The organism is Longimicrobium sp. (genome assembly GCF_036387355.1).
Taxonomy (GTDB): Bacteria; Gemmatimonadota; Gemmatimonadetes; order Longimicrobiales; family Longimicrobiaceae; genus Longimicrobium.
The window spans coordinates 1-3,613 of sequence record NZ_DASVTX010000034.1 but is presented as its reverse complement, the minus strand read 5'-3'; the positions used below and the strand labels follow the sequence as shown (position 1 = coordinate 3,613).

Annotated in this window: 4 protein-coding genes; 2 read left to right on the top strand and 2 right to left on the bottom strand. The window is 71.3% G+C overall.

Annotation, left to right across the window (positions count from 1 at the left end):
- Window positions 1-140: 140 nt before the first annotated feature.
- Window positions 141-917 carry a hypothetical protein gene (locus VF665_RS01625; RefSeq protein ID WP_331051653.1) on the bottom strand — a complete coding sequence of 259 codons (777 nt, stop codon included), beginning with the start codon at window positions 915-917 and terminating at the stop codon, window positions 141-143.
- 175 nt (window positions 918-1,092) lie between these two features.
- Window positions 1,093-1,431 (bottom strand): FKBP-type peptidyl-prolyl cis-trans isomerase, encoded by a 339-nt coding sequence (locus VF665_RS01620; protein WP_331051652.1) that lies wholly within the window; start codon window positions 1,429-1,431, stop codon window positions 1,093-1,095.
- Window positions 1,432-1,556: 125 nt separating this feature from the next.
- On the opposite strand from VF665_RS01620, the gene VF665_RS01615 reads away from it, so the two are divergent.
- Window positions 1,557-3,329, top strand: a complete 1,773-nt coding sequence (locus tag VF665_RS01615) for an amidohydrolase family protein (RefSeq protein WP_331051651.1) — start codon at window positions 1,557-1,559, stop codon at window positions 3,327-3,329.
- A gap of 27 nt (window positions 3,330-3,356) precedes the next feature.
- A complete protein-coding gene (locus VF665_RS01610) occupies window positions 3,357-3,515 on the top strand; it encodes a hypothetical protein (RefSeq protein ID WP_331051650.1) in 159 nt (52 codons plus the stop codon).
- The last annotated feature ends 98 nt before the right edge of the window (window positions 3,516-3,613 follow it).

The window sequence follows — 3,613 nt, the reverse complement described above, 5'->3', positions numbered from 1 at the left end:
ACGGCAGGGAATAGGGAATAGGGAATAGGGAATAGGGAATAGGACGGGGCCGATGTACCCGTCCTTATCCCCCGAGCCGTGGAGCCTGATCTGGTGCTGCTCCGCGCGGTTTCCCGCGTCCTCCGTGAGGGCAGCTGCCGTCAGTTCCCGCGGCGGAAGGCGTGCTCCACGCTCAGGTAGACGAAGAGCTGCCGGTCGCCGTTGCTGGCGCCCACGCCGATGGGCAGGGCGATCCCGGGCACCACCTGCGCACCCCCGACGGTGAACAGGCCGCGTACGCCGGGCGACACGAAGAACTCCTCCTCCACCTCCCCATCCGTGTCGTCGCGCTCCCAGAGCGCTTCCACCATCAGGTTCACCCGCGGATGGGCAAGCCACACCAGGCTCTGCCCCAGCGACACGCCGCGCGTCGGTTCCCCATCGTCCACCCCGGCCAGAACGTGCACGCCGGCGTTGGTGTGCGCGGCGAATGCGTCGGTAAGGTGCAGGCTCACGGGAACCAGCGCCTCCACCCCCGAGCGGCCGCCGCCCAGAAGCTCGCGCCCCGTGGGCAGCGTAACGGCCAGGGTGGGCGCCACCCACGCACGGCTCTGCGAAAGCTGGTACCGGTACGCGACCTCCGCATCGCCGAAGCCGCTGGTCGCGGGCGTCCGCAGGTACGGGACGGTGTAGCTGATCTGGTGCCGCTCACTCCACAGCGGCCACTCCTGCGTGAACGCGATCTCCCGCTCGCCGCCGTCGCGCGACCGCTGAAAGGTGAGCACGTGCTGCACCTCGTTGCTTTCCTGGTTGTACGCCTCCTCCAGTAGAAAGCTGTTGTCCTCGATGGCGCCCGGCTCGTGCGGCCGCTGCGCGGCGAGCGACGGCGCGAGTGCGAGCAGGCCCGCGACGGCCAGCGGAACGGGGGCGAAGCGCATCGGATTCCGTTTCAGCGTAAGAGGAGGATCAGCAACGTGCCTGAACATGCGATTTAAATTGATCTAAAACAAGGGACCCGAACAGGTGCGGGGGAGCGCCAGTTCTTCCGCCGTTCCCCCGCGACCCCCGCCATCTCCGCGTGAACCGCGCCGCAACCGCCGGCGCGCACCCCGATCAGCCCACGCTGATGAGTTCCACGTCGAACGCCAGCGTGGCGTTGGGCGGAATCACCCGGCCCGCGCCCTGCGCGCCGTAGCCCAGCTCCGGCGGAATCACCAGGCGGCGCTTGCCGCCCTCCTTCATCCCCGCCACGCCCTCGTCCCAGCCACGGATCACGCGGCCCGCGCCCAGGTCGAACTCAAAGGGCGTGCCCCGGTCGCGGCTGCTGTCGAACTTGGTGCCGTTCATCAGCGTGCCCGTGTAGTGCACGCGAACGCGCTGGCCGGCCCGGGCCTCCTTGCCGGTGCCCACCTGCTCGTCGTGGTACTGCAGCCCGGAGGGCGTCGTCGTCATCCCCTCATCCGCCACGTTGGTTCTCCCGTTGAGGTTCCAGCCCGCGGACCGTGTTTGACCCGGCCGGGCCGCCAAGGTACTGTTGACCGCCTGTCCTCGCCAACCCGCTCCCGCCTTCCATCCACATGAACGCAACCACCCGCACCGCCGCCCTGCTCGCGCTGCTGGCGTCCGCGGCCGCCCCGGCGCAGGCCCAGACGTACCCCGCCGCCGACCGCGCCCGCGACTCCGCCCAGGCGCTCGCGGCCTTTCGCGGCAACATCGAAGCCATTCACCGCCGCGACCGCGCCTCCTACCTGCGCAACTACCTGCAGAGCCCGCGGCTGGCGCGCACCGGGCCGGCCGGCGTGCAGTACGGCTACCAGGGAATGGCGGCCGGCGACCCCAACTCGTGGCCGGACACGCTCGTCGCCTCGCACGTGGAGGTCGTTCCCGTGGCCCCGGGCGTGGCGTACGGCGTGTACCGCTACCGCGTGGCCCAGGGCGGCACCAGCGCGCGCGGCGTGTCGGAACGGGTGCTGGTGCGGCAGGCGGACGGGAGCTGGAAGGTGGCGGTGAGCACCGCGTTCGGCTCGCCGGGAGACCAGCCGGTGCCCGCGTTCGCCTTCACGGGCGCCACGGTGATCGACGGGATGGGCGGCGCGCCCCTGCGCAACGCCACGGTGGTCATGCGCGGCGGCAGGATCGAGTGCGTGGGCGCCTGCACGCCGGGCGCGGACGTGGAGCGCATCGACGCGCGGGGCAGGTACATCATCCCCGGGCTCATCGACGCGCACGTGCACTACTCGCAGACGGGGTGGGCGGACGGACGACCCGACGCCCAGGACGTGCGCGACCGCTTTTCGTACGACAGCACCGTGGCGCAGCTGGAGGCGCACCCGGAGCGCTTCTACCGCAGCTACCTGTGCGCGGGTGTCACGGGAACGTTCGACGTGGGCGGCTATCCGTGGACGTGGGGGCTGCGCTCCCGGGCCGAAGCGAGCACCTCCGCGCCCCACGTGGCCGCGGCGGGCCCGCTGCTTTCCACGCGGGACCACTGGGTGAACACGCCGGCCGCGCGGCAGTTCGTCTTCACCGCCAGCGACTCCGCCACCCACGCAGCGGCGCGGATGATCGCGCTGAACCGGTCCGACGCCATGAAGGTGTGGTACCTGGTGGAAGGGCAGAACCCGGACACGGTGGCGCTCAAGGCCCGCATCCGTGCCGTGGCGGAAGAGGCGAGGCGCGCCGGCGTTCCCATGATCGTGCATGCCACGGGGCTGTGGGAGGCCAAGGACGCGCTCCGGGCCGGCGCGAAGCTGCTCGTGCACTCGGTGGAAGACAGGCCGGTGGATGACGAGTTCCTGCGGCTGGCGCGCGAGGCGGGGGCCATCTACGTCCCCACGCTCACGGTGGTGGAGGGATACCGGCAGCTGTACCAGCGGCGGCTGGACACCACGGGCGTGCCCATGGCCTGCGTGGACCCGGGCACCCGGGCACGCGCGGCGCTGACGGACTCGCTGCCGCGCCTGAACCTGCCCGCCGCGTTCGGGGAGACGCTGGACCGGGACCGCGCGATGATGTTCCAGAACCTGCGGCGGGTGCGCGAGGCGGGAATCCCCATCGCCATGGGAACGGATGCGGGCAACCCGCTGACGCTGCACGGCGCCTCGGTGTACCGCGAGATGGATGCGATGGCCGAGGCGGGCATGACGCCCATGGAGGTGCTGGTGGCCTCCACGCGGACGGCGGCCCGCGCCATGGGCCGCACGGACATCGGCACGCTGCGGCCGGGGATGATCGCCGACCTGGTGGTGCTGGAGGCCGACCCGCTGGCGAACGTGGCCAACCTGCGCTCGGTGCGGCTGGTGGTGCGCTCGGGCGAGGTGTGGACCCGCCAGGAACTGGAATACCGCTGACCGCCGGATCACACGGGAGGATCGGGGATGGAAAAGCTTCTGGTGTTCATCGGTACGTTCGCGGGCGGGTGGATCGGGTGGGTGGTGGGGCAGCCGTTCGGGATGTTCGCCGCCATCATGGGGAGCATGGTGGGAACGGGGCTGGGGCTGTACTACGGCCGCAAGATCATGCGGGACCACTTCTGAGGCCGCCCCGTCGGCCAGGTGGGTTCGGAGGGGATGGGTGTGCGCGGACGGTGTGGCCCTCACCCGGCCGCGCCCTCACCCGGCCGCGCTGAGACGCG

Bases quoted from the DNA above. Each gene is read 5' to 3' on its own strand.
- VF665_RS01625 (WP_331051653.1), bottom strand. From the start codon at position 917: ATGCGCTTCGCCCCCGTTCCGCTGGCCGTCGCGGGCCTGCTCGCACTC.
- VF665_RS01620 (WP_331051652.1), bottom strand. From the start codon at position 1,431: ATGACGACGACGCCCTCCGGGCTGCAGTACCACGACGAGCAGGTGGGC.
- VF665_RS01615 (WP_331051651.1), top strand. From the start codon at position 1,557: ATGAACGCAACCACCCGCACCGCCGCCCTGCTCGCGCTGCTGGCGTCC.
- VF665_RS01610 (WP_331051650.1), top strand. From the start codon at position 3,357: ATGGAAAAGCTTCTGGTGTTCATCGGTACGTTCGCGGGCGGGTGGATC.